A 25,021-nucleotide genomic window follows, 5' to 3' on the forward strand; every position below is an offset into this window, starting at 1 on the left:
CGCCTAGTGAGACCCGTTCCACCCACCCGAGCGGCAATTTCCATCCAGGAAAAGGGAGGCGATCATGGCGCTGAAGGCAGCCGATCTGGCAGCACTCGGGGACACGCCGATCACGATCCAGTCCGCAGCCTTTCCCAACGTGCATCTACGCATGGACGGCTCTGCGGTGACCACCGCCACCGACGACGGCAGCGGAACAGTCAACGGCCAGTACGGTCCCCCAAGTCCATGGGAGAGCTACCGGGTCCACAGCCAGGCCGACGGTTCGGTCGCGCTGGAGTCGGTCGCCTTCCCGAAGGTTCACCTGCGCATGAACGGCTCTGGCGTGACCTCCTTCACCGCCCCGGGCAGCGGGAGGGTCAACTGCCAGTACGGCGGCGCCGGGCCTTGGGAGAAGTACCGAGTACGCGACCAGGCCGACGGTTCGGTCGCGCTGGAGTCGGCCGCCTTCCCCAACGTGTACCTGCGGATGGACGGCTCTGCGGTGACCTCCTACACCGGCCCCGGCGGTGGAACGGTCAACTGCCAGTACGGCAGCCCCGGGCCGTACGAGAAGTTCTTCCTCGCCCTGGGCGATCAGCGCCTCAACTTCGCGATGCAGCACCAGCAGCAGACCCAATGGTGCTGGTCGGCCACCTCGGTCAGCGTCGCGGTCTTCTACGACCCGGCCACCGCGTGGACCCAGTGTTCGCTGGTCAACGCCGAGCGCGGCCTCAACACCTGTTGCGGCCCGGCCGCATCCGATGCCAACAGCTGCAACCAGCCATGGTTCGTGAACACGGCGCTGACCCGGGTCGGGCATTTCCGTGACGTCTTAGCGGGCGCACTGAGCCTCGACCAAATCCGCGCCGAACTGCTGGCGACCAGCCCGATCGGGGTACGTATCGGATGGGCCGGCGGCGGCGGCCACGCCGTGGTCGTACGCGGACGCTTCCACGACGCCAACGGGGTCGAGTACGTCAGCGTGGCCGATCCCTGGGCCGGCGACTCCGACGTGCCGTACGACACCTTCCGCAACAACTACCAGGGTGCGGGAACCTGGACCCACACCTACCGGACCCAGCGGTAAGGAGAAAGCCAATGCCACTGCACATGCCTGCTCCCCCGGCCGGCGTCCCCGAGACAGTCCAGTCCAAGCTCCGCGCGCTGGCCGGCGACTCCCGGTTCTCCACCCAGGCGTTGCGCCTCGCCGAACGGGACCAGCTCGAGGTATCCACTCCGCACCAGGTCTTCACGATCGGACTCGACGACATCGAGTCCGGCGCCGGCCTGGACGCAGCCCAGCCGGTGGGCTGGCGCTACCTGGTCACAGCCGGCGGAGACGTGATCGCCAGCGCCGAGACCACACAGGCCCCGGACGGCACCCCGCAGCCGGCGCAGTTCACCGAGGGCCGGTTCGTGGGCGCCACCGCCACCGCCGTACAGGCCGCCCGGGCGCTGCCGCAAGTGGAGAAGGGCCCATTCGAGCTACGGCTGCTGCGGATCCCCTCGCTGTACCTGATGGCGCTGTGGCTGCACTCACCGGCCACCGACCTGCTGGTACCGCTGGCGCCCTCACCGATCGGCAAGGAGGGCCAGATCGTGCCGCCGGCGCAACTGTTCGGCGACCTCGCCCGGCAGGCCCGCGCCCGCTCGGCGGCTGCACCCCACCGGCCCGGGGCTGCGGAACCGCCCACTCCCTGACAGATCGAAGCCGGACTCGGCTGAGCAACAACGGAACGGCCAGTGACGACAGTGGTCTGAAGGCCGCTGGGTTGCCGCCATTGGCCGTTCCATGTGGTTCGCAGGTCATACTCGCGACCACGACGAAGCGTCCACAGCACTGGTGCTACGTGCGGACCAGGCCTCACCAGGCCGAGCATGGTCGCCCGTCGCGCTGGAGCACGAACCGCAGCGTAAGTCAGAGCAGCAGACGCTGTCCGGAATCTCCGAGGCCCCTCAGACACTCTCTCCGCCCCCGCGTCCCTCCGAAGGATCTCCCGCCCGAGGATCACACCCTCGGAGCCACCCGCGCGGCCATCATGCGCCATCTCCGCCAGCACCCGTCATCGCCGAAGCGCTGGCCATGCCGTACGAGACCGTCAAGAAGGCATGTCAGCGCATGGCCAACGACAGCCAACTCTGTGCCGACGCCGCCGGACGCTACCGCCTCCCAGGGATGGGGGCTCCCGGAAGCGTCCCCGGCGTCCCGCAAGTCCCCGGACCGGTATTGAACAGGTCCGATGCGGCCGGACCCGCAGGGACATCGCACCTCGACAGCCGTACCCTCCGTCCCTGCCGATGAGGAGAAGCCTCAACGGAAGAGGATCCGGCTCGACGACACCCAGCTCTACCGCGTGACCGACGCGATGCGGCTTCTCCGCATGAGCCGCACGGTGATCTACGACCAGATCCGGACGGGACGCCTTCCATCAGTCACGCAGGGACGCGCCCGCCTCATCACGCCCAACGGCATTCGCGCCTACATCGCCCTACTCGAAAAGGAAGCAGAGGAAGCAGCCTGATGACCAAGCGACGCAGCAGGGGAGACGGCGGTCTCCACTGGGACGACAAGCGCCAGCGCTGGATCGCAACCGCCAGCCTTGGGTTCGTGCCCGACGGAAAGCGCATCGTGAAGCGGGGGAGCGGCAAGACCAAGAGCGAGGCCAAGGCCAAGCTCAAGGAAGTGCTGCGTGACTACGAAGACGGCCTGGCCATTGCCCCGAGGGCTACTACTTGCGGTACTTCTTGCGAGGGCGTGGTGGACCGGTGCGGTACCGGTTCACAAGCCAACCGGTTGCCAGACCGAGAGCGATGCAGGGATAGAAAAGGACCTCGCCGTGGTCCAGCGGATTCCCAAGCGGGATAGCTGCGAGACGGATACCGATGAGCGAGAAGCCGATGATCGTAGCGATGTTGACGGCCCTACGCTGTCGCCGCCGACTAGGAAGCGAAGGATTCCCCACGAGCGGAACTACATCAGGACATCCCGCGCGATGTCCAGCCGGCGCATGCGGCTGTCACGCCAGCGTCACGGAAGCGGTCTACCGGCACCAGCTCAAGCCGGTGATCACCAAGGGCGCCCACACCATGAACACAATCTTCGGCGACAAGCCGACGGGTTGAGTCCGAGTGAGGTGGCTCCCCGATTGGCTCCTATCGACTTCCAGATACGGAAAAGGGCCTGACCCGCTTAGCGGATCAAGCCCTCTACCTGGCGAAAACCTGTCGGGGTGGCGGGATTTGAACCCACGACCTCTTCGTCCCGAACGAAGCGCGCTGCCAAGCTGCGCTACACCCCGGTGCACGCCCTACTTGCGCGTGCTTGGGAAAGTCTAGCGGACTCCGGCGGTACTTGTGACCGCCTCAGCGCCGGGGAACGAGGGTCAGCAGGGACGCCTCCGGGTAGCAGGCGAAGCGGACCGGGGCGTAGGGCGAGGTGCCGAGCCCGGCCGAGACGTGCAGCCAGGCCGAGTCGTGGCGGTGCAGGCCCTTGACGCGTGCCCGGTCGAGGCCGCAGTTGGTGACGAGGGCGCCGTAGAAGGGGATGCAGAGCTGCCCGCCGTGCGTGTGGCCGGCGAGCAGGAGCTGGTAGCCGTCGGCGGCGAAGCGGGTGAGGTTGCGAGGCTCGGGGGAGTGCATGACGCCCAATCGGAGGTCCGCGTCGGCGGGGGCGGGGCCGGCCACCAGGTCGTAGCGGTCGCGGTCGATGTGGGAGTCGTGGATGCCCGCCACCGCGACGTCGAGGTCGCCGACCTTGACGTTGGCGGTGGTGTTGTTCATGTCGAGCCAGCCCTCGGCCGCCATGCCGGCGCCGAGCTCCTCCCACGGCAGCGTGGGCACGTGCTGGCGGCGGTTGGTCTTGGAGGTGCGGTACAGGTAGCGCACCGGGTTTTTGGGCTTGGGCGCGTAGAGGTCGTTGGACCCGTACACGAACAGGCCGGGGCGCGACAGGAGCGGCTCGAGCGCGTGCAGCAGTGAGGGAACCGCGTCGGGGTGCGCGATGGAGTCGCCGGTGTTGACGACCAGGTCCGGCTCGAGCGCGCCGAGCGAGCGGACCCAGTTGATCAGCATGGTCCTGCGCGGCGTCAGATGCAGGTCCGACAGGTGGAGAATGCGCACGGGACGCTGCCCCCTGGCCAGCACGGGCACGTCGAATCGGCGCAGCCGGAAGGTGTTGCGCTCGATGACGGAGGCGTAGCCCAGCCCGGCCACGCCGAGACCGAGCAGGGACAAAGGCACAGCTACGGCTTTCCTCACCCACTCATGATGCCTGACATCCGGCACGAAGGGGTCCGGTCACGCGGCAAGATGGACCGCATGAGCGCATTGAAGGACAAGCTGAAGGCCGACCTGACGGTCTCGTTGAAGGCCAAGGACGAGCTCCGGCTCCGCACGATCCGCATGGCCCTGGCCGCCATCAACGTGGAGGAGGTCGCGGGCAAGGAGGCCAGGCAGCTGTCCGACGACGAGGTCGTCAAGGTGCTGACCAAGGAGGCCAAGAAGCGCCGCGAGGCCGCGGAGGCGTTCGGCAACGCCGGTCGCACCGAGCAGGCCCAGGCCGAGCTCGACGAGCAGGCGGTACTGGAGGAGTACCTGCCCGCCCAGCTGTCCGACGATGAGCTCGGCAAGCTGGTGGACGAGGCCATCGCCGAGACGGGCGCCTCCGGCCCGCAGGCCATGGGCCAGGTCATGAAGGCCGTCAACCCCAAGGTCGCCGGCCGCGCCGAGGGAGGCAGGGTGGCGGCTATCGTCCGTGCGCGGCTTTCCGCTTGACGCGGAGGTACGGCAAGCCACCCCACCGCGCACGCGCCGACGTCAGCGGGCCTCTGTCCTGGCCGGTCGTGAGGGCTCACGGCTCGCTCGCCGTGACGAGCGCACGGTAGGCCACCCAGGTGGTTCGATCACAGGCCCGCCGTAGAGAAGAGAGAAGGCCTCCGCGGAAAGCGGAGGCCTTTCGCGTCGGTCAGTTGGCCGGGGTGATCGGGGTGGTGCCGCCGTGGCCGTGGCCGCGACCGTGGCCGTTGCCGTTGGGGTCCGCGTTGGGGTCGCCCAGGTTGAACGGGTCGAACGGGTCGGCGTTCGGGTCGTGCGGGTCCTTCTTCTTCGGCTCCTTGGGCGCGCAGTTGTCGCCGCAGCCGCCGAAGCGCGACTTGTCGACCGGCGTGAAGCTGGCGGGCTCGACGTCCTGCAGAGCCTTGAGCATCGCGGCCTTCCAGATCGGGCCGGGGATGGAGGCGCCGAAGACGCTGCCGTAGTACTGCCCGCCGATGGTGACGCCGCGCAGCGGGTGCTTGTAGGCGCCGCGGGGGTCGCCGACGCTGACCGCCGAGGACAGGTTCGGCGTGTAGCCGGCGAACCAGGCGGTCATGTACTCGTCGGTGGTCCCGGTCTTGCCGGCGGCGTCGCGGCCGATGCCGCCGACCCCGCTCATGGTGCCCTTGGTGAACACGCCCTGCAGGATGCCGCTGACGGCGTCGGCGACTTCGGGCTCCAGGACCTCCGAGCACTTCGGCTTGTACTGGGTCACCTTGCCGTTCCTGTCGGTGACCTCGGTGATAGCCAGGGGCCTGCAGTACTGGCCGCGGGAGGCGAAGACCGCGTAGGAGTTGGCCACGGTGACGGGGTCGACCTCGTTGATGCCGAGCGTGAACGTCTCGTACTCGCCGAGCTTCTGCCCGTCGGAGCGGTGCAGTCCGAGTCGCTTGGCCATCTTGACGACCTTGCAGAGCCCGACCTTCTGCTCCAGGCGCATGAAGAAGGCGTTGACCGAGCCCCAGGTGCCGGTCTGGAGCGTCTTGAAGCCGCCTTCGCTCTCGCTGGAGTTGTTGATCGTGGCCGAGGGGTCGCCGACCCGGTCGCCCTTGCAGTTCCTGAAGTCGCTGTAGCCGCCGGCCCGGAAGGAGGAGGCGGGGAAGCCGTCGTTGTACTTGTAGCCGTCCTCCAGCGCCGTGGCCAGCGTGTACGCCTTGGCCGTCGAACCCTGCTGGAAGCCGCCGCCTCCGCCGTGCGCCGCGTCGGCCACGACGTTGTAGCTGATCTCGTTGTCCTTCTTGTCGCGCCCGAAGGGGCGCGAGGCCGCCATCGCCTTGATCTCGCCGGTGCCGGGCACGATCATCGCCTGCGAGGCGACCTGCTTGTCGGACTTGAAGACGTACTTCTTGATCGCCTTCTCGGCCGCTTCCTGCATCTTCGGGTCGATCGTCGTCTTGATTGTCAGACCGCCGCGCTGCAGCAGGCGCAGCCGCTCCTTGGGCGTCTTGCCGAAGTCGTCGTTGTTGAGGATGTCGTTCTGGACGTAGAGGCAGAAGTAGGGGTACTGGCTGGCCTCGCACCCGCCGGCCACCTTGACGTCCTTGAACCCCAGCGGCTTGGCCTTGGCCGCCGCGGCGTCCTGCGGCGTGATCTTGCCGAGCTGGGCCATCCTGTCGAGGACGACGTTGCGCCTGGCCAGCAGCAGCGCCCTGGACTGCTTGCTGACGTTGGGGTCGGTCCTGTTGGGGTTCTGTACGGCTCCCGCCAGCGTGGCCGCCTGGGACAGATCCAGGTCCGCGGCGGACTTGCCGAAGAAGCGCTTGGCCGCGGCCTGGACGCCGTGCGCGCCGGCGCCGAAGTAGGCGATGTTGAAGTACTTCTCCAGGATCTGGTCCTTGGAGTACTTCTTCTCGATCGCCATGGCGTAGCGCAGCTCGTTGAGCTTGCGGGAGAGCGTGGGGGCGATGGCCGCCGCCTGCTCCTCGGGGGTCTCGGCCGCGTTGAGCAGCACCTGCTTGACGTACTGCTGCGTGATGGAGGAGCCGCCCTGGACCACGCCGCCGCCGGTGAAGTTCTTCATCAGGGCGCGACCCGTACCCTCGACGTCGATCGGGCCGTGCTGGTAGTAGCGGAAGTCCTCGATCGAGATCAGCGCCGTGCGCATGATCGGGGCGACCTTGTCCAGCGTCACCGACTGGCGGTTCTCGTAGTAGAACTCGGCGATCTTCTTGCCGGTGGCGTCGACCAGCTTGGTGCGCTCGGGCAGCGGAGGCTCGTTGAGGTCCTCCGGCTTGAGGTTGAGCTCCTGCATACCGGTCTTGGCGGCCACTCCGGCGCCGCCGACAGCAGGAAGGGCGATGGCAGCCGTCAACACGCCCGCGGCCGCGCCGGCGGCGACCAGCCGCACGACATTCAAGACGGGTGAGGAACGATCTTTGCCCTGAGCTTGCACAGACCCTAGGGTACGCGGAAAGAGTGGCGTTATCGGTAACCGAACCCCATTTCGCCTTGACTGACGGGGGTGACTAGTCATTCCCGGTCAACAGACGGGCGAGAAATTGGTCCTCTGGGGTCTGTCGGCCCGAACGTGTAGTTGCGTACGTTCTCCTCTGCGGCAACTGAATACGGAGGCTCGGCGCCCGCGCCCGTCGGCCCCAAATGACGACTGACCACCTAAGGGGAGTGGGGTCGAAAAATGTGGATCACGGATTGGACCTCCCGTGCCGCCTGTCGAGGTGCGGACCCGGACGCTCTGTTTGTCCAGGGCGCCGCACAGAACAGGGCGAAGCTGATCTGCCGAGGGTGCCCGGTCCGTACCGAATGCCTCGCTGATGCGTTGGACAACCGCATCGAGTTCGGGGTGTGGGGCGGTATGACTGAACGGGAGCGACGGGCCCTGCTGAGGCGGCGGCCTGACGTGGACTCGTGGCGTGAGCTGCTCGAGTCCGCCAAGGAAGAGTACGAACGGACCAACGAGCTGATCGCGGGCTGAGCCGGCCTAGGCGGTGCGGCCGGGGGCATGCCTCCGGCCGCACCGCTATGCCTGGGCCAGGAGCTCGCCGATCTCGCGGAGGCCGTCGAGATCGTGGACGTCACCGGACATCGCCTTCACCTGGGCGACCGGCACGGTGGGGTGGGCGGAGACGAAGTGCTCCTGCTCGCGTGCCTCCCGAGCTGCCAGCTGCATCCTGCCGGTGTGCAGGCGCAGCACCGCGGCGGTGAGCTCGTGCTCGCCGCGCGACTCCAGGTCCTCGGCCGCCGCCGCGCTGCGGGCCGCCGACAGCTTGGTCGCGGGCGACAGGTGCACCCGGTTGACCACCAGGCCTGCCAGCGGCATGCGCTCTTCGGCCAGGCGCTCGACGAAGTAGGACGCCTCGCGCATCGCGTCCCGCTCCGGCGCCGCGATCACCACGAACGCCGTCCCGGGCGCCTGCAGCAGCTTGTAGGTCATCTCGGCGCGCTGCCTGAACCCACCGAACACCGCGTCGAGCGCGGAGACGAACGTCTGCAGGTCCTTGATGACCTGGGCGCCGAGCAGCTTGGTCATGGCCCCCGCCACCAGCCCGAAGCCCACGTTGAGCAGCTTGAACGCGCTGCGCCCCCCGGCCTTGGCCGGCGCGGTCAGCAGGCGGATGAACCGGCCGTCCAGGAAGCGGCCCAGCCGCTCGGGCGCGTCGAGGAAGTCCAGGGCCGAGCGCGATGGCGGGGTGTCGACGATGATCAGGTCCCACTCGTCGGAGCGGCGCAGCTGGCCCAGCTTCTCCATGGCCATGTACTCCTGCGTGCCCGCGAAGCTGGACGACAGCGACTGGTAGAAGGGGTTCGACAGGATCTGCTTGGCCCGCTCGGGGTCGGCGTGGGCCTCGATGATCTCGTCGAAGGTCCGCTTCATGTCGAGCATCATGGCGAACAGCTGCCCGCCGTTCTCGCTCTCCACGACCAGGCGCGGGGTGTTGTCGAGCTCGGTCAGCCCCATCGACTGCGCCAGGCGCCGCGCGGGGTCGACGGTCAGCACGACCGCGCACCTGCCGCGTTCGGCGGCGCGCAGGCCCAGGGCGGCCGCCGTGGTGGTCTTGCCCACGCCGCCGGCGCCGCAGCACACCACGATCCGGGTGCCGTTGTCGTCCAGGATCGCGTCGATGTCGAGGACCGCGGGCTTCTTCACGCTGCTCCTTGGGTGCGCATGCTCTCGGCCAGCTCGTACAGCCCCGCCAGGTCCACCCCGTCGGCCAGCAGCGGTAGGTCGTAGCTGGGCAGGTTCGCCGCGGTCAGTGACTCGCGCTCGTCCTTCTCCAGCTCGGTACGGCGGGCATGCTCGGCCACCTCCTCCGCCAGGGCCTCGGCGACGGCTGCCGCGTCGTGGCTGTCTGCCAGACCCGCAGCCTTGAGCCCGAGGGCGAGCTCCCCAAGGTCGAATCGGCCCTTGACAGCCGTGTCAAGAGCAGTTTGGGGAAGCAGAGAATCCCGCACCATATTGATGAATATCCCGCCGGGAGGCAGTCCGGCCGAGCGCAATTCGGTGAGCCCGTCGAGCGTCTCCTGGACGGGCATCTCTTCGAGCAGCGTGACGAAGTGCACGGCTGTTTCCGGGGATTTCACGACCTTGCTGACCAGGTCGGAGTGGTTCTTGATCGGGCCCACCTTGGCCAGCCCGGCCACTTCCTGGGTGACGTTCAGGAAACGCGTGATGCGGCCGGTCGGGGGCGCGTCGAGCACCACGGCGTCGTAGACGCGCTTGCCGTCCCTGCCGCGCCTGCGCACGGCCTCGGTGGTCTTGCCGGTGACCAGCACGTCGCGGAATCCGGGCGCGACCGTGGTGGCGAAGTCGACGATGCCCATCTTGGTCAGCGCGCGGCCCGCGCGGCGCATGCCGTAGAACATCTCCATGTAGTCGAGCATGGCCTCTTCGGGATCGATGGCCAGCGCGTAGACGTCGCCCCCCGAGGGCGCCACCGCGATCTTGCGCTCCTCGTAGGGTAGCGGCGGCAGGTCGAAGATCTGCGCGATGCCTTGCCTGCCCTCGACCTCCACGAGCAGCACCTTGCGGCCACCGGAGGCCAGGGCCAGGGCGAGTGAGGCGGCGACGGTGGTCTTGCCGGTGCCGCCCTTGCCGGTCACGACGTGCAGCCGCACGCCGTCCCAATCCGTGTCGCGGGACTCCACTCCTGAAGGCTACCGAACGGTCACTTGCCGAAACGTTGGCACGGGCCTTTGAGATTCGTCACAGTGGCGCCTGCCTCGCCGTTGCCTCGCTACTGACTCCGTGCGCTCCCTCACTAGGCTGACTCGCATGAAGAAATGGGAGTACCTCACGGCTCCGGTGTTGATCCACAACACCAAGATGATCCTGGACAACTTCGGGGCCGACGGCTGGGAGCTGGTGCAGATCCTGCAGGGCGCCAACCCCGAGCAGCTCGTCGCCTACTTCAAGAGGGAGAAGCAGTGAATCCGGAGGAGAAGCTCGCGGAGCTCGGGCTGACGCTGCCCGAGGTCGTGCCGCCGCTGGCCGCCTACGTTCCCGCCGTGCAGACCGGCACTCTCGTCTACACCTCCGGCCAGGTGCCGATGGTCGAGGGGAAGCTGGTCGGATCCGGCAAGGTCGGCGCCGACGTCACGCCCGAGGACGCGCAGGGCCACGCCCGCATCTGCGCGCTCAACGCCATCGCCGCGCTGAAGGCTCAGGTGGGCGAGCTGTCGCGGGTCAACAGGATCGTCAAGGTCGTCGTGTTCGTGGCCAGCGCCCCGGACTTCACCGGTCAGCCGGGTGTCGGCAACGGCGCCAGCGAGCTGCTGCGCGACGTCTTCGGCGACAAGGGCGTGCACGCGCGCAGCGCGGTGGGCGTCGCGGCGCTGCCGCTGGACGCTTCCGTCGAAGTGGAGTTGATCGCAGAAGTCAGCTGATACCCGGATATGTCACCATGACCGAGTGATGTTCTAGAAGGAGGTCTGGTGTCGGGAATCGTGCTGCCGCAGGAACTAGCCGATCGAGCCAGGGAGATCAACGCGGGCCATCTGGAGCCGGTCACGCCGCGCGATGCCGCCACGGTGGTGATCCTGCGACCCGGACCCGAGGTCTACCTGCTCAGGCGCAAGACCACGATGGCCTTCGCCGCCGGGGCCTACGTCTTCCCCGGCGGCTCGGTGGATCCGCGCGACGCGGACCACTCGGTCGCCTGGGCCGGCCCCACGCCCGCGCAGTGGGGCGAGGCCTTTACCGCGGACGAGCGTACGGCGCGCGGCCTGGTGTGCGCCGCCGTACGGGAGACCTTCGAGGAGTCCGGGGTGCTGCTTGCGGGGCCGGGGCCGGATTCCGTGGTCGAGGACACCACCGGCGACGACTGGGAGGCCGACCGGCTGGCCCTGATCGATCGGAGCCTGGCCTTCGCCGACTTCCTGGCCAAGCGGGGGCTGGTGCTCCGCTCGGACCTGCTGAAGCCGTGGGCTCACTGGATCACGCCGGAGCTCGAGCTCCGCCGGTTCGACACCCGGTTCTTCGTCGCGGTGCTGCCCGCCGGGCAGCGCACCCGGGACGTGGGAGGCGAGGCCGACCAGGTAGCGTGGCAGCGCCCGGCCGAGGCGATCGAGCTGGCCCATGAGGGGAAGATCTTCCTGATGCCTCCCACCTACCAGACGCTCAGCGAGCTGGCCGCCCACGACAGCGTGGAGTCGGTGCTGGCGGCCGAGCGCGAGATCGTCACCATCCTCCCCAGGGCCGTCGAGGTGGATGGCGAGATGCGGCTGATGACCTGATGAGCGGCCTGCACATTCCCCTCGATTCGCCCGACGGCTCCCGCACCGACCACGCCGAGAACCTGCTGGCGCCCAACCCGTCGCTGATGACGCTGGACGGCACCAACACCTGGATCATCGGCACCCGTGACGCCGTCGTCGTCGACCCCGGCCCCGAGGATGAGGCCCACCTACGCCGCGTCGCCGATCACCTGCGGGGGCGCAGGGTCACCGAGATCCTGCTCACCCACGGTCACGTCGATCACAGCGGCGGCGCCAGGCGCTTCGCAGAGCTCGTCGGCGCCCCGGTCCGCGCCCTGGACCCCAAGCACCGGCTGGGCAGCGAGGGGCTGGCCGGCGGCGACGTGGTGACCGTCGACGACCTGGAGATCAGGGTGTACGGCACGCCAGGCCACTCCTTCGACTCCCTGTGCTTCTGGCTGCCGCAGGATCGGGCGATGCTCACGGGCGACACGGTCCTGGGGCGCGGCACCACGATCATCGCCCGCGACGGCGGCCTGGCCGACTACCTGCGCAGCCTGGACGTCCTCAGGAAGGCGGCCGAGGAACTGGAGGCTCAGGCGCTGCTGCCTGGGCACGGCCCGGTGCTGCCCAATCCGATCGGGGCGCTCGACGGCTACATCGCGCACCGCCGCGAACGGCTCGACCAGATCAGGGCGGCCCAGGCGCAGGGCGCCAAGACACCGCGCGAGATCGTGAAGGTCGTCTACGCCGACGTGGACAGGTCGCTGTGGCCGGCCGCCGAGATGTCGGTGCTGGCTCAGCTGGACTATCTGGAGGACGTGGACCGCTAGCGCGAGCGGTTGTACAGGCGGTCCATGTCCAGGATGACGACCGCCTTGGCCTCGATGCGCAGCCAGCCGCGCTGGGCGAAGTCGGCCAGTGCCTTGTTGACGGTTTCGCGGGAGGCGCCGACGAGCTGGGCGAGCTCCTCCTGCGTGAGGTCGTGGTGGACGCGCACCCCTTCCTCGGTCTTGGTGCCGAAGCGGTCGGCCAGGTCGAGCAGCTGCTTGGCCACCCGCCCGGGAACGTCGGTGAAGACCAGGTCGGCCAGCACGTCGTTGGTGCGCCGGAGCCGCTGCGCGAGCGCGCGCAGCAGGTGGAGTGCGACCTCGGGCCGCCCGGTCAGCCAGGGACGCAGGTCGTCGTGGCCCAGCCCGGCCAGCCGTACGTCCGTCAGCGCTGTCGCCGAGGCGGTGCGCGGCCTGGGGTCGAACAGCGACAGCTCGCCGAACATCTCGCTGGGGCCGAGAACGCTCAGCAGGTTCTCGCGGCCGTCAGGCGACTGGCGGGAGAGCTTGATCTTGCCCTCGAGCACGACGTAGAGGCGGTCGCCCGTCTCGTTCTCGTGGAAGAGCGTCTGCCCCTTGGAGAGCTGGACCTCGGTGATGCTCGTGCGCAGCGCCGCGGCGCTCTCGCGGTCGAGCGCGGCGAACAGGGGGGCCTTGCCCAGCACGTCTTCGGTGTTCACTCTGCCTCCTCTGCTGCCATTGTGACTCACCCCACTCTGGGCGGTACACCTAGGTGGGGAATTGGGCGAAGCCTCGCTCCATCGGCGAAGTTTACGGACAAAACCCCCAGGTTAGCGAAATATCGTATAAGCCATGATGATTATGGTGATACGAGAGGCGAGCTGCGCCATCGGGTGAGACGTGCGAGGGTATTTGTCATAATCATTTCGCGATGGGAGGTGCGATGGCAGCGGAGAACGGCGCCGGTGAGCCGCCCGCGCCGCGGCGTCGCGACGGCGACCGGGCGGGCCTGCTGTCACGGGCGGAGGTGGCGGCCGACCAGATCGCCGCGCTCGCGGCCAGGGCCGAGCCGGGCTCACGGCTGGGCACCAAGGAGGAGCTGCGCGGACGCTGCGGCGTCTCGGTCGGCACGTTCAACGAGTCCCTGCGCCTGCTGCAGGCCCGCGGGCTGGTCACCGTGCGGCCTGGGCCGGGCGGCGGGCTGTTCGCCGCCGAGCAGACGCCGATGGTCCGGCTCGGCCACTCGATGCTGGCGCTGGATTCGCAGGTGTCGGACGTCGCCGAGGCCGCGCGCATCCGCGACGCGCTCGATCCGCTGCTGGTCGAGGACGCGCTCTGGCACGCCTCCCCGGCCGACATCGCCGAGCTGCGCGCCCGGCTGGCCGACATGCGGACCGCGGTGCGCGCCGAGGACCCCGACGCCTTCATCCGCGCCAACTGGAAGCTGCACGCGGCGATCGCCGAGGTCAGCCCCAACTCGCTGCTGCGCTCGCTGTACGTCACGCTGCTCGACCTGATCGAGGCGCACACGCTGTCGGTCCTGCCCGATGGGGAGATGCCGCTGATGCCGTACATGGCCGAGCGCTACAAGCTGCACGCGGAGCTGGTGGACGCGCTGGACGCGCGCGACCGCGACGAGGCGCTGCGGCTGGTCCGCCTGCACAACACCACCGGGTAACCGTCAAGGCGCGTATCGATAGGGTGATACCGGGTGTGCCGGGAAGACGGGTCGGCGTGTTGGGGGGACCGTCCCTCTGATTCCAGCCGCCTAGGGGGACCCCGTGCGCCGAGCCACCGAGAAGTGGCCCGTCAGGCCTACCGTCCGCTACGCCCGTACGCTCGCGGAAGCTCTCAGGACGGAGACGATCGGCGGCATCATCATGCTGGTCGCCACCGTGGCGGCGCTGATCTGGGCGAACGTCTCGATCGACAGCTACACGGCGCTGCAGGAGACCGTGGTCGGCCCGTCCGCCCTGCACCTGGATCTCGAGCTGTACCGGTGGGCGCAGAACGGCCTGCTGACGCTCTTCTTCTTCGTGGCGGGGCTGGAGGTCAAGGAGGAGTTCGTCCACGGCGAGCTGGCCAACCTGCGCAAGGCCGCGCTGCCGATCATCGCCGCGATCGCCGGGATGGTGGTGCCCGCGATCGTCTACCTGCTGGTGACCGCGGGCACGCCGGGTGTCGCGCACGGCTGGGCGATCCCGACGGCCACCGACATCGCCTTCGCGCTGGCCGTGCTCGCGGTGACCGCGAGCGCGATGCCGGCCTCGCTGCGGGCGTTCCTGCTCACCTGCGCGGTCGTGGACGACCTGGGCGCGATAACGATCATCGCGCTGTTCTACTCGGAGCATCTGAACCCGGTGATGCTCCTCATCGGGGTCGCGCTGATCGCGATCTACGGGTTCCTGCAGCACAAGCGGGTCAAGGGGTGGTGGATCTACCTGCCGCTCGCGGTGGCCGCCTGGTACTTCGTCGAGGTCAGCGGCGTCCACGCGACCGTGGCAGGGGTCGCGCTCGGCCTGCTGACCCGGGTGTCGGCCGACGAGGCGGAGCAGAGATCCCCGGCCGAGGCCGCGGACCACTACATCAGGCCGATCTCGGCCGGCGTGGCCGTGCCGGTCTTCGCGTTCCTGTCGGCCGGGGTCGAACTCGCCCCTTCCACCCTGGGCATGATGTTCACCGATCGGGTAGTGCTCGGGGTGATGGCCGGGCTCGTGATCGGTAAGTTCGTCGGTGTGTTCGGTGGGGCATGGCTGTCGGTACGGCTGGGCCTGGCCCGGCTGGCGGAGGAACTGCACTGGCGGGACATGGCGGCGGTGTCGCTGCTGGCCGGGATCGGGTTCACGGTGTCGCTGCTGATCGGCGACCTGGCCTTCGGCTCGGACCCGGCACGGAGCGACGGCGTGACCATGGGTATCCTCGCGGCCAGCCTCATCGCTTCGGTTCTGGCGGCGGTGCTCCTTCACCTACGGGTGCGCAACAGGACCCGTGGAGCTGGATGATGTTTGACAGGGCCACCGCGCCCCGATAGGAGACGTGCATGTCCCAGACTCCCGAAGAGGAAGAAACCCTGGGCTCGCTGATCGCCCAGGCGAGCGACCAGATCTCGATCCTGGTCCGCTCGGAGATCGAGCTGGCCAAGGCCGAGCTCAGGTTCGACGCCAAGCGGGTCGGCACCGCCTCCGGCCTGTTCGCCGCCGCCGCGTTCATGGCGCACCTGTGCCTGATCCTGGCCTCGTTCGCCATCGCCTACGCGCTTACCCTGATCATGCCGGCCTGGGCGGCCTTCCTGATCGTGACCGTGTTCTACCTGCTGGTCGCCGGTCTCCTGGTGTTCATCGGGGTCAGGCGGCTGAAGGGCCTTTCAGGGATGAAGCGGACGGGCCGCTCGCTCAAGGGCCTGAAGGAGATAGCCGAGCCAGAGCCGGTGAAACCCGATGCCGCCTGACGAGAGCGTCGTCCAGATCGAGGGCGCCTGGACCCACAGGGCCGTGCACGCCGGCGGCACCCGCTTCCACGTCGTGGAGGCGGGCGAGGGGCCGCTGGTGCTGCTGCTGCACGGGTTCCCCCAGTTCTGGTGGACCTGGCGCCACCAGCTCGCCTCGCTGGCCGCGGCCGGATACCGCGCGGTCGCGGTCGACCTGCGCGGGTACGGCGGCAGCGACAAGACGCCCCGCGGCTACGACCTGCCTACCCTGGCGGGCGACGCGACAGGGCTGATCCGCGCACTGGGCGAGACCGGCGCCATCGTGGTCGGCCACGACTGGGGCGGGCTGCTGGCCTGGACGATGGCTGTGATGGACGCCAAGAGCGTGCACCGCCTGGTCGCCGTGTCCGCCCCGCACCCGCTGCGGCTGCGCGCCTCGCTGCTGAGCCCCGGCCAGTTCAGGGCCAGCCGCTACGCCCTCGGCTTCCAGCTGCCGTTCCTGCCCGAGCGCAGGCTCGTGCGCAGGGACGCGGCGCTGGTCGGCGCCCTGCTCGACCAGTGGTCGGGCCCGGGCCGGCCGGACCCTGAGACCGCGGCCGTCTACCGGGAGGCCTTCAGCATCCCCGAGGTGGCCCACTGTGCGATCGAGTATCACCGCTGGTTCGGCCGCTCGCAGTTCCGCCCCGACGGGCTGCGCTACGCCAGGGCCATGCACACCGAGATCGAGGCGCCCACGCTGCAGCTGCACGGCGCGCTCGACCGGTGCGTCCTGCCCCGCACCGCGCAGGGTTCGAGCCGGTACGTGGCCGCGCCGTACCGCTGGCGGCTGATCGAGGGCGCAGGCCACTTCCCGCACGAGGAGACCCCCGAGGCCTTCGACGCCGAGCTGCTCGGCTGGCTGGCCGATCCCGAGCCGGACAGATAGGGCCCGAACGATGAGAGACCGCGATCCAGAAGGCAGGCCACGCAGCGCCCGGCCGCGCGACGCCTACGGCAGGCCCATGCCGTACGGCTCGACCGGCGTCCCGCGTGTCCCCGACGACTACGCGCCCACCACCGAGCAGGCGCTCGCCGACGGGCGCCGGTTCCTGCGTGACGGCATGCCGTTCAACGCCCATGAGGTCTTCGAGGGCCGCTGGAAGTGCGCGCCCGCGCAGGAGCGCGAGCTGTGGCAGGGACTGGCGCAGATCTGCGTCGGCCTCACCCACCTGCAGCGCGGCAACGGCCGCGGCGCGCTGACCCTCTTCGGCCGCGGCACCGCCAGAGTCCAGTCGTACGGCGAGCCGTACGACGAGGTGGGCCGCATCGCCTCCGCCTTCGACACCGACACCGACCCCGACGAGGCGATCACCGCCGTGCTGGCCGCCCTGCCCGCCTAGTCGCACTCCTGGGTGCCCGCGGGAGTGCTGTCGTTGCGCCCCTGGTCGGCGTCGGGCTTGACCTCGTCGGCCGTCAGCACGTAGCCGGTGTCCTCCTGGCTGATCGCGGCGGCGAAGATCACGCCGAAGACGCGGCCGTCGACGGTCAGCAGCGGGCCGCCGGAGTTGCCGGGCAGCACCTTGCCGCGGATGGCGTAGACCTCGCGGGTGACGTTGGAGCTGCGGTAGATGTCGGGCCCCTCGGCCTGCTGCTTGCTCCTGATCCTGGCCGGTTCGGCGGTGAAGCCCTGCCCCTTGGGGAAGCCGGCGATGATCGCGTTCCCCCCGGTCTTGCCGGCGCCGTCGAAGCTCAGCTGCGGCAGGCCCAGCCCGGGCACGTACAGGATCGCGATGTCGCGCTGCGGGTTGTAGCGCACCACCGTGGCCGCGTGCCGGTTGTTCTGGTAGTCGATGACCTCCAGTTCGCGGGTGACGCCGGCGACCACGTGCGCGTTGGTCATGATCCGGTCGCCGGCGTAGACGAAGCCGGTGCCCTCGATGTGCTTGTTGCAGCTCTCTGCGTTGCCCGAGACCTTCACGATGGCCTTCTGCGCGCGGCCGAGCCTGGCGCCCTGCAGGATGCTGCGCGCCGGCGGCGGTACGTCGACCAGCTGGCCGGCCCCGATCGCGTCGAAGACCGGCGGGAACTCCGAGCGGTCGATGAACTTCTTGAACGGCTGCTGCCAGTTGCGCGCGGACTGCGGGATCGCGTCGTCGACGGTGGTCAGCAGCAGCGAGTCCTTGACCTGCTGCACCAGCGGCGGGAACGAGGTCGACACGATCAGCGACCCGATCAGCCAGCCGATCACCAGCACCGACAGCGCGCTGGCGAACGTGCCGCCGACCGCGTCGGCCACCTTGGCCGGCTCCCAGGTCACGTGGCTGCGCACGACGGCGCCGATGGTGGAGGAGGCGAACTGGCCGATCGTGGCGGCCAGGAACACGATGACGATCGCGAGCAGTGCCTGCGGCGTGTCGCCGCTCACGACGGCCTTGGCGATGGGCGGCGCGATGAACACGCCGAGTACGGCCCCGCCGATGAAGCCCACGAAGCTCATGACGCCGATGATGAAGCCCTGCCGGTAGCCGGAGATGCCGAAGGCGATCACGAGGCCGATCAAGATGAGGTCAAGCAGATCACCGCGCACGCTTCAAAGGTATCCAGCGATCCGGTCAAGCGTGCACGTCTTCAGCCAGGACGGCGTTACCCGCCCGGCTACGGTGAGCGCTATGCCGCCCATTGGAGATCTCATCCAGGCAGCGCTAGGCGACACCGATCCTGACGGGCCGGTGCGCTGGCACGTGATCTCCGTTCTGCAGGAGCGGGCGGACCTGGAGGCCTTCACCGAGGCCCGCCGCCTGTGCGGGGCGCAGACGGTGGCCGAGCGGCTGCTCGGCGTCGACATCATGGGCAGGCTGGAGCCGTTCAAGGACCGGACGCTGCCGGTCCTGCGCTACCTGGCGGCCAGCGAGAGCGACGTCATGGTGCTCTACTCGGTGCTGATCGCCTTCGGTCACCTGGCCGACCAGCGCGCGCTGCCCTCGGTGATGGAGCTGTCCTGCCACCCCGACGCGCGGGTCAGGTACGGCGCGGCCTACGCGCTTCAGCACGTGCTCGGGGACCCGCCCGATCCCGCCGGGCTCGACGCGCTGCGCCTGCTGGCGGCCGACCCGGACGACGACGTGGCCGGCTGGGCCTCGCTCGGCGTCGCGCTAGCCACGAGCCGCAAGATCTAGCATGTCGGGCGGCATGTCCTCCACCCTGCTCGAATCCCACGGCCGCGCCAGCTCGCCGGCGTGCAGCACGGTGTCGAGCACCATCGCGGTGAACCCCCACACCAGCATCCCGCGCACCCGGAAGGCCGGCCCGGCGAAACCGCGCGGGTGGCGCAGCTTGAACCGGTTGCCGGGATCGACCAGCTCGGTGATCGGCACCCGCTCGACCGACTCGACCTCGTGCGGCGAGGCGGCGTGCACCGCCGACGGCTCGTGCCACCACCCGATCACCGGCGTGACCCGGTTGTCGCTGCGCCAGATGTAGAGCTCGCGCATCTCGCCCAGCACCGTCACGCCCGCGGGATCGAGTCCGGTCTCCTCCGCGCCCTCGCGCAGCGCCGCGGCCACGGTCCCGCCGTCGTCGGGATCGACGCCCCCGCCGGGGAAGGCGGGCTGGCCCGCGTGCTTGCGCCCACGCGAGCTGCGCTGGATGAGCAGCACGTCGGGCCCGAGCGGCCCCTCGCCGAACAGCATCAGCACCGCCGCCTCGCGCCCGCCCCTGGCGGGTGGCCGCATCCCTATGGGTACGGGCAGCTGTACGGCTCGCGCGGCCAGTCGGTCAAGCCAGTCGGGCACCTGTATCACGCATCCTCCAACACGCCGACGGGCCGGGGACTTCCCACGATCTACGAGAACGGCCCTGACCTGACGAGCTTCCTGGCCTCGTCGGCGCCCGTCGGCCCGGTGCCGAACGACGGGCACAGGGCGGCCAGCGGGCAGACGCCGCAGGCCGGCTTGCGCGAGTGGCAGATGCGCCGCCCGTGCCAGATCACCCGGTGGGAGAAGACCGTCCACTCGCGCTTGGGGATCAGCTCGCCCACGATGTGCTCGATCTTGACCGGGTCGGTCTCGTCGGTCCAGCCGAAGCGCCGCACCAGGCGCTGGAAGTGCGTGTCCACGGTCAGGCCGGGGACGTCGAAGGCGTTGCCGAGCACCACGTTGGCGGTCTTGCGGCCCACGCCGGGCAGCTTGACCAGGTCCTTCAGCTTGTTGGGGACTACGCCGCCGTGGAGGTCGCAGACGGCCTGGGCCATGCCGATGATGCTGTTGGTCTTGGCACGGAAGAACCCGGTGGACTTGATGATCTCTTCCATCTCGGTCCTGTCGGCCGCTGCGTAGTCCTCGACCGTCGGATACTTCGCGAAGAGGATGGGGGTCACCATGTTGACCCGCTTGTCGGTGCACTGGGCCGACAGGATGGTGGCGACCAGCAGTTCCAGCGGGCTGCCGAAGTCCAGCTCGCAATGGGCGTCGGGGTAGGTGTCCGCCAGGATCCGATTCATCCGGCGCGCTCGCCGTACCAAACCCAGCCGTGTCTCGGGCTTCGCCATGTGGTCAGCGTAGAGCCTCCGGCAATCCGAGTAGCCGTCCACTCGTGGAGCGGGGAACGCTCACGCCCGAGCACGGTGCCGTGCTCGCCACGCGTCAATGCCCGGGGTAGCCGGGGATCTGGCGACGCTGCGAGACGTTGGCCGCCCAGTGCGCCAAGTCGAAGAAGAGGGCGAGGACGATCCAGAACCAGTCCCAGCCACGCAGCCCGAACCCCGGGGTGTAGAGGATCACGTACATCAAGGTCGTGAACGGCAAGAAGATGATGCCGAGCACCGCGAAGAACCAGCTGGAGAAGGCGGCGTTGACCAACCCGGGTCGAGCGATCCAGATCATGACTACCGCGATGCGAGGAAAGAACCCGGCGAACGCTGCGAACAGGCAACCCATAACCGCTATGTGCCTGGATGCGTGGCTTCATAGCTCCATGGGACGGCAAAGTGTCAGGCGCGGGCTACACATTGGCGGCCTCGGCCGGGTCGCCGGGCCAGACCGAGCGCGATATCAGCGGAGCGTGATCCTCGCCGCGTCCCGGGCTTCGCCATGTCCTCAGTGTGGAGCCTCCGGCGGGAGCAGCAGCCGGGTCCAGGTGTCGGTGAGCCAGCGTTCGTAGTGGTCGGGGGTCCAGCCGCGCTCGCGCGTCAGCATGAGGTAGAGCTCGGCGGAGTTGGTGGCCCACAGGACGTCGGCGGCCTCGTCCTGCTCGACGCGGAGCGGGCCGAGGTCGGCGGCGACCAGGCGCATGTTGGCGGCCCGCCGCTGCGAGATCTCCTGCCACAGGGTCGTGAGGTCCGGGTGCGCGGCGGCCTGGAGCACGCCGAACAGCGGGGCCAGACGCTGATGGATGGAACGCACGGCGGCCGCGTAGATGGCGAGCTTGGCGCGCGGGTCGGGCTCGGCCCGCATCCGCCGCGCGTAGTCGCGCTCGGCTCCGGAGACGGCCTCGTCACCGCCGGACAGCGCCGTCTCGATCAGCAGCCGGAACAGCGCCGGCTTCGCGCCGACCGAGGCGTAGACGGTGTCGGCGTTGACGCCTGCGTGCCTGGCGATCGCGGCCATGGTGGTGGTCACGTAGCCGTGCTGGAGGAACTGCGCCGTCGCCGCGTCGAGGATCTTCCTGCGGGTCCTGGCCGCCGCCTCCCGCCGGCCGCTGCTGTCGTAGGGCCTCTTGACCTGGCCGCCGGACGGACTCATGCTGACATTATTCATCCGAGGCTCTCTCGGATCAAATTTGTGGAGGCGGGCATGACCTTCGCATTCACCTACGACGTGCCGATCGGCCGGGACGTCTACCAGCGGCTGGTGCGCGATCTCGGGCCGGAGTTCCCGCCCGGGATGATCCTGCACCTGGCCCACGAGATCCCCGGCGGGCTGCGGTACTTCGACGTGTGGGAGTCGAAGGAGGCGCACGCCGACTTCGTCGAGAACCGCCTCCACCCGGTGGTCGACCGGATCGTCACCGAGACGCTCGGCTTTCGGCCGCCGGAGCCACCGCACACGGAACTGACCGTCGTCGACGTCTGGGCGCCGGGGGCCGCGCATTAGAAAGCCCGCGTCCCTGTGGGGGACGCGGGCTTCGGAGGGCTCGCCGTACTAGTCCTCGGACTTGGCGGAGGGGAGCTTCTCCGAGATGAGGTTCATCACGGTGCTGTCGGCCAGCGTGGTGACGTCGCCGACGCTGCGGTTCTCGGCGACGTCGCGCAGCAGGCGGCGCATGATCTTGCCGGAGCGGGTCTTCGGCAGCTCGGGCACCACCAGGATCTGGCGCGGCTTGGCGATCGGGCCGAGCGTCTTGGCCACGTGGTTACGCAGGTCGCTGGCGATGTCGTCGCTCTCCTCCGCGCTGCCGCGCAGGATCACGAAGCTCACGATCGCCTGCCCGGTGACCGGGTCGGTGGCGCCGACCACGGCCGCCTCGGCGACCTTGGGGTGGCTGACCAGGGCGGACTCGACCTCGGTGGTGGAGATGTTGTGGCCGGAGATGAGCATGACGTCGTCGACGCGGCCCAGCAGCCACAGGTCGCCGTCCTCGTCCTTCTTGGCGCCGTCGCCGGGGAAGTACATGCCGTCGAAGCGCGACCAGTACGTGTCGATGTAGCGCTGGTCGTCGCCCCAGATCGTGCGCAGCATCGCCGGCCACGGCTCCTTGACCACCAGGAAGCCGCCGCCACCGTTGGGGACGCTGTTGCCCTGGTCGTCCACGACGTCGGCGACGATGCCGGGCAGCGGCTTCATCGCGGCGCCCGGCTTGCAGGCGGTGACGCCGGGCAGCGGGCTGATCATGATGGCGCCGGTCTCGGTCTGCCACCAGGTGTCGACCACCGGGCAGCGGTCGTGGCCGATGTGCTCGCGGTACCAGACGTAGGCCTCGGGGTTGATCGGCTCACCCACGGAGCCGAGGATGCGCAGGCTGGACATGTCGTACTTGGCGGGGATGTCGTCGCCCCACTTCATGAACGTCCTGATGGCCGTGGGCGCGGTGTACAGGATCGTGATCTTGTACTTCTGCACGATCTCCCAGAACCGGCCGCGGTGCGGGGTGTCAGGGGTGCCCTCGTAGATGACGCTGGTGGCGCCGTTGGCGAGCGGGCCGTACACGATATAGGAGTGGCCGGTCACCCAGCCGATGTCGGCCGTGCACCAGTAGATGTCGTCGTCGGGCTTGAGGTCGAAGACGGCGTGGTGCGTCCAGGCGGTCTGGGTCAGGTAGCCGCCGGTGGTGTGCAGGATGCCCTTCGGCTTACCCGTCGTGCCACTGGTGTAGAGGATGTACAGCGGGTGCTCGGCGTCGTGCGGCTCCGCCACGTGCTGGTCGCTCTGGCGCTCGACGATGTCGTCCCAGAAGACGTCGCGCTCGTTGACGGCGATCTCCTGGTTCGTCCGCTTCACCACGAGGACGTGCTTGATGCTCGGGGTGTTGGCCACGGCCTCGTCGACCGTCGGCTTCAGCGCGCTCGGGTTGCCCCTGCGGTAGCCGCCGTCGGCCGTGATCACCAGCTTGGCGTCGGCGTCCTCGATGCGGCTCTGCAGCGCGCTGGCCGAGAAGCCGCCGAAGACCACCGAGTGGACCGCGCCGACGCGGGCGCAGGCCAGCATGGCGATCGGCAGCTCGGGGATCATCGGCATGTAGATCGCGACCCGGTCGCCCTCGGCCACGCCAAGCTCGGTGAGCGCGTTGGCGGCCTTGTTGACCTCGCTCTGCAGGTCGGCATAGGTGAGGGTACGGCTGTCGCCGGGCTCACCCTCCCAGTGGTAGGCGACCTTGTCGCCGCGTCCCGCCTCGACGTGGCGGTCGACACAGTTGTAGGCGACGTTGAGCTGCCCGCCCACGAACCACTTGGAGAAGGGCGCGTTCCACTCCAGGGTGGTGTCCCATCTCTTGGCCCAGGTCAGCCGGTCGGCAGCGCCCTCCCAGAAGGCGAGCCGATCGGCGGCCGCCTCGTCGTACGCGGCGGCGGTCACGTTCGCGGCCGCTGCCAGGCTGGCCGGTGGTGCGAACCGGCGGTTCTCCTGCAGCAGGTTGGACAGCGCCTGGGTCTCGTTGCCAGGGGTCTCCGGGGCCACTTCGTGCTCCTTCTATGGCCAGGTTGCATAGGTCGTGTCTCACTTCACCAGCTCACGGGCTCCGGACACAAGAGGTCTAGACAGGTCTGTACCTGGGGGCGATCTGAGTGGTCCGCTTACCAGATGGCATGACAACTGCGATTAAACCGTTGTAATCCTGAAATCCGATAAAGATGGAACGGGCCAATTGCGGTCCATTATGGGTCCCCATTGAGTGGAGTACGGTGGGGGTTTCGGTCCGCGGTGCGCCCTCGGGCGGGTTGGGGGCGCCGTGGCGGCGGGAAGGTGTCCTCGACTCGCCGGAAGCGCCGGTCGCGGGTCGCCGGCCGGAGTGCGGCGGGCGGCCGGTGGGCGCGGCCCTGCCGTACCTCCCTCATAGAGAAGTGTGTACTGGCCGGTAGGGTCGTGATGTGAGCGATCCCCTGGCAGTCATCGCGCGGTTGCCCGGCGTCGAGGACGCGGTGGACGAGGCGCGGCAGGCCGTCGACAGGCTGTACCGGCATCGTGTGCTGCGGCGCGCGAGCCCCGCCGTGTCGGCGGAGTCGTCGCTGCGCGGCGCGCGGGCGTCGGCCGGGCTCGAGGGGGTCGACGTGGCGCTCGACGCGTTGCGGCGCGACGAAGCGCACGATCCTCTGGTCCAGGGCGCGCTGCGGGCGTCGGCGGAGCTCGGGCGGCTGGGGTCGACGTGGCGGCGCGCGCCCCGGCAGGTGCTGGCGCGGTTGCACAGCGTGGCCGCCGCGGGGCTGGTGGAGGAGTCCGCGCTGGGGCGGCCCACGTCGTCGCCCGAGCGGATGAACGGGCTGTTCGACCTGCTCGAGACGCCCACCAAGGCGCCGGCGCTGGTGCTGGCGGCGATCGTGCACGCGGAGCTGGCCGTCGTGCGGCCGTTCGGGAGCGCCGACGGGGTGGTCGCACGGGCCGCTGAGCGGCTGACGCTGGTGGAGTACGGGCTCGACCCCAAGTCGCTGGCCGTCGTCGAAGTCGGGCACCTGGAGCTGCCCTACACGGACGGGCTGGAGGCCTATCGGACCGGGACGCGCGAGGGTGTGGCGCGATGGGTACAGCAGTGTGCCTCTGCGGTCACCCTGGGCGTGCGCGAGGCAACGGCCATCTGCGAGGCGCTTCAGCGGGGTTGAGGGCATAGCTGACGGCGCCTCTGTATGAGACGCCGTCTGCCGGTACGTCACACCGGGTTACCAAGCGTGCACCTGTATTCGTCGCATCGGGTCAAGCCCGTCACGACGCGCCTCCCGCGGCTGGTCGCGCGTGGG

Annotated in this window: 29 protein-coding genes and 1 tRNA gene; 18 read left to right on the top strand and 12 right to left on the bottom strand. The window is 69.3% G+C overall.

Features of this window, described 5'->3' with window-relative positions; all coding sequences use genetic code 11:
- Positions 1 to 64 precede the first annotated feature (64 nt).
- The 4 genes from ACIBHX_RS36395 (at position 65) to ACIBHX_RS36410 (ending at position 2,848) form a co-directional block, all read left to right on the top strand.
- Positions 65 to 1,069, top strand: a complete 1,005-nt coding sequence (locus ACIBHX_RS36395) for a papain-like cysteine protease family protein (RefSeq protein WP_397071977.1) — start codon at positions 65 to 67, stop codon at positions 1,067 to 1,069.
- An 11-nt stretch (positions 1,070 to 1,080) separates the two neighbouring features.
- Complete coding sequence (locus ACIBHX_RS36400) at positions 1,081 to 1,683, top strand: hypothetical protein (RefSeq protein WP_397071978.1); 603 nt, start codon at positions 1,081 to 1,083, stop codon at positions 1,681 to 1,683.
- 653 nt (positions 1,684 to 2,336) lie between these two features.
- Entirely contained in the window at positions 2,337 to 2,504 is a 168-nt protein-coding gene (locus tag ACIBHX_RS36405; RefSeq protein WP_397071979.1) for a helix-turn-helix domain-containing protein, read from the top strand.
- On the top strand, positions 2,504 to 2,848 hold the full coding sequence (locus ACIBHX_RS36410) for an Arm DNA-binding domain-containing protein (RefSeq protein WP_397071980.1): 345 nt from the start codon (positions 2,504 to 2,506) through the stop codon (positions 2,846 to 2,848). Before ACIBHX_RS36405 ends, ACIBHX_RS36410 begins: the two co-directional genes overlap by 1 nt.
- A gap of 359 nt (positions 2,849 to 3,207) precedes the next feature.
- On the opposite strand, the gene ACIBHX_RS36415 is transcribed toward ACIBHX_RS36410, so the two are convergent.
- Positions 3,208 to 3,281: transfer RNA gene (locus tag ACIBHX_RS36415), tRNA-Pro, on the bottom strand.
- Between the two features lie 64 nt (positions 3,282 to 3,345).
- Complete coding sequence (locus ACIBHX_RS36420) at positions 3,346 to 4,239, bottom strand: metallophosphoesterase (protein ID WP_397071981.1); 894 nt, start codon at positions 4,237 to 4,239, stop codon at positions 3,346 to 3,348.
- Between the two features lie 60 nt (positions 4,240 to 4,299).
- On the opposite strand from ACIBHX_RS36420, the gene ACIBHX_RS36425 reads away from it, so the two are divergent.
- On the top strand, positions 4,300 to 4,755 hold the full coding sequence (locus tag ACIBHX_RS36425) for a GatB/YqeY domain-containing protein (protein ID WP_397071982.1): 456 nt from the start codon (positions 4,300 to 4,302) through the stop codon (positions 4,753 to 4,755).
- 190 nt (positions 4,756 to 4,945) lie between these two features.
- Here ACIBHX_RS36425 and ACIBHX_RS36430 read toward each other — a convergent pair whose 3' ends face one another.
- Complete coding sequence (locus ACIBHX_RS36430) at positions 4,946 to 7,141, bottom strand: transglycosylase domain-containing protein (protein ID WP_397072116.1); 2,196 nt, start codon at positions 7,139 to 7,141, stop codon at positions 4,946 to 4,948.
- Between the two features lie 288 nt (positions 7,142 to 7,429).
- Between ACIBHX_RS36430 and ACIBHX_RS36435 the strand changes: the two genes are divergently transcribed.
- Complete coding sequence (locus ACIBHX_RS36435; RefSeq protein WP_148036282.1) at positions 7,430 to 7,726, top strand: WhiB family transcriptional regulator; 297 nt, start codon at positions 7,430 to 7,432, stop codon at positions 7,724 to 7,726.
- Between the two features lie 45 nt (positions 7,727 to 7,771).
- Here the strand turns inward: ACIBHX_RS36435 and ACIBHX_RS36440 are convergent, their stop codons facing one another.
- Together ACIBHX_RS36440 and ACIBHX_RS36445 are read right to left on the bottom strand one after the other, a co-directional pair.
- Entirely contained in the window at positions 7,772 to 8,899 is a 1,128-nt protein-coding gene (locus ACIBHX_RS36440) for an ArsA family ATPase (protein WP_397071983.1), read from the bottom strand.
- Positions 8,896 to 9,897: an ArsA-related P-loop ATPase gene (locus ACIBHX_RS36445; protein ID WP_397071984.1), complete on the bottom strand. Its 1,002-nt coding sequence runs from the start codon at positions 9,895 to 9,897 to the stop codon at positions 8,896 to 8,898. The genes ACIBHX_RS36440 and ACIBHX_RS36445 overlap by 4 nt, the downstream gene beginning before the upstream one ends.
- Before the next feature lie 127 nt (positions 9,898 to 10,024).
- Here ACIBHX_RS36445 and ACIBHX_RS36450 point away from each other — a divergent pair, with 127 nt between their 5' ends.
- Genes ACIBHX_RS36450 through ACIBHX_RS36465 form a run of 4 tightly spaced genes read left to right on the top strand, consistent with a single transcriptional unit; the run spans position 10,025 to position 12,278 of the window.
- Positions 10,025 to 10,180 carry a hypothetical protein gene (locus tag ACIBHX_RS36450; protein ID WP_397071985.1) on the top strand — a complete coding sequence of 52 codons (156 nt, stop codon included), beginning with the start codon at positions 10,025 to 10,027 and terminating at the stop codon, positions 10,178 to 10,180.
- Positions 10,177 to 10,635 (top strand): RidA family protein, encoded by a 459-nt coding sequence (locus ACIBHX_RS36455; protein ID WP_397071986.1) that lies wholly within the window; start codon positions 10,177 to 10,179, stop codon positions 10,633 to 10,635. Before ACIBHX_RS36450 ends, ACIBHX_RS36455 begins: the two co-directional genes overlap by 4 nt.
- Before the next feature lie 57 nt (positions 10,636 to 10,692).
- Positions 10,693 to 11,484 (top strand): NUDIX hydrolase, encoded by a 792-nt coding sequence (locus ACIBHX_RS36460; protein WP_397072117.1) that lies wholly within the window; start codon positions 10,693 to 10,695, stop codon positions 11,482 to 11,484.
- Positions 11,484 to 12,278 (top strand): MBL fold metallo-hydrolase, encoded by a 795-nt coding sequence (locus ACIBHX_RS36465; RefSeq protein ID WP_397071987.1) that lies wholly within the window; start codon positions 11,484 to 11,486, stop codon positions 12,276 to 12,278. Before ACIBHX_RS36460 ends, ACIBHX_RS36465 begins: the two co-directional genes overlap by 1 nt.
- Here the strand turns inward: ACIBHX_RS36465 and ACIBHX_RS36470 are convergent.
- Complete coding sequence (locus tag ACIBHX_RS36470) at positions 12,275 to 12,955, bottom strand: Crp/Fnr family transcriptional regulator (protein WP_397071988.1); 681 nt, start codon at positions 12,953 to 12,955, stop codon at positions 12,275 to 12,277. The genes ACIBHX_RS36465 and ACIBHX_RS36470 overlap by 4 nt on opposite strands.
- Positions 12,956 to 13,179: 224 nt before the next feature.
- Here ACIBHX_RS36470 and ACIBHX_RS36475 point away from each other — a divergent pair, with 224 nt between their 5' ends.
- The 5 genes from ACIBHX_RS36475 to ACIBHX_RS36495 all read left to right on the top strand — a co-directional run bounded on the left by ACIBHX_RS36475 (position 13,180) and on the right by ACIBHX_RS36495 (position 17,042).
- On the top strand, positions 13,180 to 13,914 hold the full coding sequence (locus ACIBHX_RS36475; RefSeq protein ID WP_397071989.1) for a FadR/GntR family transcriptional regulator: 735 nt from the start codon (positions 13,180 to 13,182) through the stop codon (positions 13,912 to 13,914).
- 103 nt (positions 13,915 to 14,017) lie between these two features.
- The gene (gene nhaA / locus ACIBHX_RS36480; protein ID WP_397071990.1) at positions 14,018 to 15,238 is read left to right on the top strand and encodes a Na+/H+ antiporter NhaA; all 1,221 of its coding nucleotides are present in this window, start codon (positions 14,018 to 14,020) and stop codon (positions 15,236 to 15,238) included.
- A 38-nt stretch (positions 15,239 to 15,276) separates the two neighbouring features.
- Positions 15,277 to 15,684: a phage holin family protein gene (locus ACIBHX_RS36485; protein WP_397071991.1), complete on the top strand. Its 408-nt coding sequence runs from the start codon at positions 15,277 to 15,279 to the stop codon at positions 15,682 to 15,684.
- A complete protein-coding gene (locus tag ACIBHX_RS36490) occupies positions 15,674 to 16,588 on the top strand; it encodes an alpha/beta fold hydrolase (protein ID WP_397071992.1) in 915 nt (304 codons plus the stop codon). The genes ACIBHX_RS36485 and ACIBHX_RS36490 overlap by 11 nt, the downstream gene beginning before the upstream one ends.
- A 10-nt stretch (positions 16,589 to 16,598) precedes the next feature.
- Positions 16,599 to 17,042: a DUF309 domain-containing protein gene (locus ACIBHX_RS36495; RefSeq protein ID WP_397071993.1), complete on the top strand. Its 444-nt coding sequence runs from the start codon at positions 16,599 to 16,601 to the stop codon at positions 17,040 to 17,042.
- Here the strand turns inward: ACIBHX_RS36495 and ACIBHX_RS36500 are convergent.
- Positions 17,039 to 18,229 carry a MarP family serine protease gene (locus tag ACIBHX_RS36500; RefSeq protein WP_397071994.1) on the bottom strand — a complete coding sequence of 397 codons (1,191 nt, stop codon included), beginning with the start codon at positions 18,227 to 18,229 and terminating at the stop codon, positions 17,039 to 17,041. The genes ACIBHX_RS36495 and ACIBHX_RS36500 overlap by 4 nt on opposite strands.
- Positions 18,230 to 18,311: 82 nt before the next feature.
- On the opposite strand from ACIBHX_RS36500, the gene ACIBHX_RS36505 reads away from it, so the two are divergent.
- Entirely contained in the window at positions 18,312 to 18,818 is a 507-nt protein-coding gene (locus ACIBHX_RS36505; protein ID WP_397071995.1) for a HEAT repeat domain-containing protein, read from the top strand.
- Here ACIBHX_RS36505 and ACIBHX_RS36510 read toward each other — a convergent pair.
- From ACIBHX_RS36510 to ACIBHX_RS36525, 4 genes are all read right to left on the bottom strand, one after another.
- On the bottom strand, positions 18,795 to 19,442 hold the full coding sequence (locus tag ACIBHX_RS36510; protein ID WP_397071996.1) for an NUDIX hydrolase: 648 nt from the start codon (positions 19,440 to 19,442) through the stop codon (positions 18,795 to 18,797). The genes ACIBHX_RS36505 and ACIBHX_RS36510 overlap by 24 nt on opposite strands.
- A gap of 41 nt (positions 19,443 to 19,483) precedes the next feature.
- Positions 19,484 to 20,188 carry an endonuclease III gene (gene nth, locus ACIBHX_RS36515; RefSeq protein WP_397071997.1) on the bottom strand — a complete coding sequence of 235 codons (705 nt, stop codon included), beginning with the start codon at positions 20,186 to 20,188 and terminating at the stop codon, positions 19,484 to 19,486.
- 94 nt (positions 20,189 to 20,282) lie between these two features.
- Positions 20,283 to 20,522 (bottom strand): hypothetical protein, encoded by a 240-nt coding sequence (locus ACIBHX_RS36520; RefSeq protein WP_397071998.1) that lies wholly within the window; start codon positions 20,520 to 20,522, stop codon positions 20,283 to 20,285.
- Positions 20,523 to 20,735: 213 nt separating this feature from the next.
- Positions 20,736 to 21,380 (bottom strand): TetR/AcrR family transcriptional regulator, encoded by a 645-nt coding sequence (locus ACIBHX_RS36525; protein ID WP_397071999.1) that lies wholly within the window; start codon positions 21,378 to 21,380, stop codon positions 20,736 to 20,738.
- A 51-nt stretch (positions 21,381 to 21,431) separates the two neighbouring features.
- Here ACIBHX_RS36525 and ACIBHX_RS36530 point away from each other — a divergent pair, with 51 nt between their 5' ends.
- Complete coding sequence (locus tag ACIBHX_RS36530) at positions 21,432 to 21,731, top strand: hypothetical protein (RefSeq protein WP_397072000.1); 300 nt, start codon at positions 21,432 to 21,434, stop codon at positions 21,729 to 21,731.
- A 48-nt stretch (positions 21,732 to 21,779) separates the two neighbouring features.
- On the opposite strand, the gene acs is transcribed toward ACIBHX_RS36530, so the two are convergent.
- Positions 21,780 to 23,750, bottom strand: a complete 1,971-nt coding sequence (gene acs / locus ACIBHX_RS36535; protein ID WP_397072001.1) for an acetate--CoA ligase — start codon at positions 23,748 to 23,750, stop codon at positions 21,780 to 21,782.
- A gap of 410 nt (positions 23,751 to 24,160) precedes the next feature.
- Between acs and ACIBHX_RS36540 the strand changes: the two genes are divergently transcribed.
- Positions 24,161 to 24,886, top strand: a complete 726-nt coding sequence (locus ACIBHX_RS36540; protein WP_397072002.1) for an oxidoreductase — start codon at positions 24,161 to 24,163, stop codon at positions 24,884 to 24,886.
- The last annotated feature ends 135 nt before the right edge of the window (positions 24,887 to 25,021 follow it).

The organism is Nonomuraea sp. NPDC050536 (assembly GCF_044457685.1).
Taxonomy (GTDB): Bacteria; Actinomycetota; Actinomycetes; order Streptosporangiales; family Streptosporangiaceae; genus Nonomuraea.